The organism is Massilia sp. CCM 8734 (assembly GCF_011682155.1).
Taxonomy (GTDB): Bacteria; Pseudomonadota; Gammaproteobacteria; order Burkholderiales; family Burkholderiaceae_D; genus Telluria_A; species Telluria_A rubra.
In genome coordinates this window covers 1-2,479 of sequence record NZ_WHJI01000105.1, presented here as the reverse complement: position 1 = coordinate 2,479, position 2,479 = coordinate 1, and the positions used below count along the sequence as shown (strand labels likewise).

Here is a 2,479-nt window from a genome sequence, read left to right as displayed (position 1 = left end):
CTGGCATCCTGAACATCCCTAGCTTGCTGACGGGCGGCCTGTTCGCGTCGTCGATCGATCCGCTTGGGAAAATGCTGTCGAATCTGTGGGGCAAGACCACCAAGACTATCGTTGATGCCGGCATTCAATTCGGCGGTAGCGTTCGCGGGCTCCAGGACGGTAAGGGGTACAACCAGTACGCGAGCGTCGACACGAAGAAAACGAGCTTTTTCGGCGCGAGTAAGAAAGTTACCAACAGCGTTGAGACGGCAGCGCTCAATTCAGACCTGTCAGCACAGCTCGGCCTCGTCTTCAAGGGCGTGGAGAGTGCTCTTTCGGAGGCGGCGACGGTGCTTGGTGTCGGAGCTGACCACGTCAAGAAGTCGCTCGACGCGCTGACCATCGACGTGACAGAAATTTCACTCAAGGGTCTGAAGGGGGATGAGCTTACTGCGGAGCTCAACGCTGTGCTGTCGAGGACTATGGACGGCATGGCTGAAGCTGTGCTTCCGAATATGGACGGGTTCCGCAAGGCCGGCGAGGGCTACACCGAAACCATCGTCCGACTGGCCTCGAATTACGCCACTCTGGATCAATCGCTGTCGTCGCTGGGTATGACCTTCGGTGCTGCCGGCGTTAGCAGCCTGCGCGCGCGCCAGGACTTGATTGATATGGCGGGTGGGATCGATAAATTAACTGAGCAGACCGGCAGCTTTGCCGACAACTTCCTGACTGAAGCCGAGCGATTGGCGCCGGTACAGAAATACGTCAGCGAGCAACTGGCGGCCCTAGGCCAATCTGGCATTAAGACGCGCGATGATTTCAAGGCGGCAGTGCTTGGGATATCGGAGAGCGGCAAGCTTGCGACGAAGGGAGGGATGGAACTGTTCACCGGGCTGATGGCGCTTGAGACTGCGTTTGCGGCGGTAGTGCCATCGCTTGAGAAAACAAAGACGGCAGCCGAGAAGCTAAGCGAGCGCGAAGGTCTGATCGACCGGCGCGACGAACTGAAAATGAAACCGGAGGACATGGCAACAAAACGCAAGAAGAAGGTCGATGAGTCGAACTGGGATGTCTACGACGAGATCGTGGCCACAGAACTGGCCAACAAGAACCGCGCGCTTGAAATCCAGAATTTGGAATTGGCCGGTAACAAAGTCGGCGCGCTCGCAGCGAAACGTGCAGAAGAGATGGTCGGCTTGGACGCGTCTACTGCACAGATCATCAAGCGCCGCCACGCGCTGGAGGACGAAAACGCGGCAACTGCGTTGGTGGCCAAGAATCGCAGCATCGAAATCCAGATCATGGAGCTTCAAGGTAACAAATTTGACGCATTGGCTGCAACACGCGCCCTTGAGGTCGTGGGGCTTGAGGCATCGACGGCGGCACTGATCAAAAACAGGAACGCTTTACAGGATCAAGCCGCAGCGGCAGCGAGTGCAGTTACCGGCGCGAACACCGCCTTGGAGAACGTCAAAACAGCCGTTGACCGAAACAAGGTAAGCATGACTGATGCTTATCAGCGCCATGTGGAAGATCTTAAGGCCATATCGGAGCAGACCAAGGACCAGATCAGCGCGGTCAAAACACGGACCGATGCCGTGCAAGATGTGTTCGACAAGCTGAACGATGCCTTGGCCTCAACGGTAATCCAGGTGGACTACTTCGACGCCGCCCAGCGTCGCTCGGCCCAGGAGTTGCTGGCGCGGGCAGCCATCACGACGCGCGGCGGTGGCACGGCCGACATCAAGGGCCTCGATGATGCCTTGAGCGTTATTGCCAAGCCGTCGCAGCAGCTTTTCAAAACATTCGAAGAGTGGACGCGTGACCAGGCGCGAACCGCCAGCAGCATCGCTACGCTAAAGGAAAACGCCAAGGATGAGATCAATTTCGCGTCCTTGACAGTCGACGCCATCAACAAGGCGGCCGGCGCGGCACAGGCAGGAAGCGACGCCAACCTCAAGCTCCTGGCCGATCAGCATAAAGCTGAGATGGCAGCTCAGGACTTGATCGTCACGAATGCTCAGACCCAGCTCGATCTGGCGCGGGGATTGAACACCGGCGTGATGTCCATTGCGGAAGCGCTCAAGGCCTTCGGGATTGCAGTGCAGGACGTGAAGGACAAGCCGGCGCCGCTCTCGGTAGAAGGGCTGTACGAGAAAGTTTTAGGGCGCAAGGGCGAGCAGAGCGGGATCGACTTCTGGAAAAAGGCCTACGGCGAATCTGTCGATAACACCGAGTTGGCGGATTTCATGAACGCGGCCAAACCAGAACTCGACGCGAAACGTGATGGTAGCTGGGCGAAATTTCTGCGGGATCACCATGTGCCAGGGTATGCGGCTGGCGGTGACTTCGGCGGTGGCCTGCGCCTGGTTGGTGAGAATGGCCCGGAGCTTGAAGCTACCGGCCCGTCGCGTATTTTCAACGCCAGCCAGACCCGTTCGATGCTGGGCGGCGGTGGTAACGCTGATGTTGTCGCGGAGCTGCGCGAGGTCCGGCG

At 58.4% G+C, this 2,479-nt stretch carries 1 protein-coding gene; it reads left to right on the top strand.

Translation table 11 applies throughout. The annotated features are described in order from the left end of the window. A partial coding sequence (locus tag F2P46_RS35505) for a hypothetical protein (RefSeq protein ID WP_166899190.1) occupies positions 1-2,479 on the top strand: 2,479 nt, incomplete at both ends.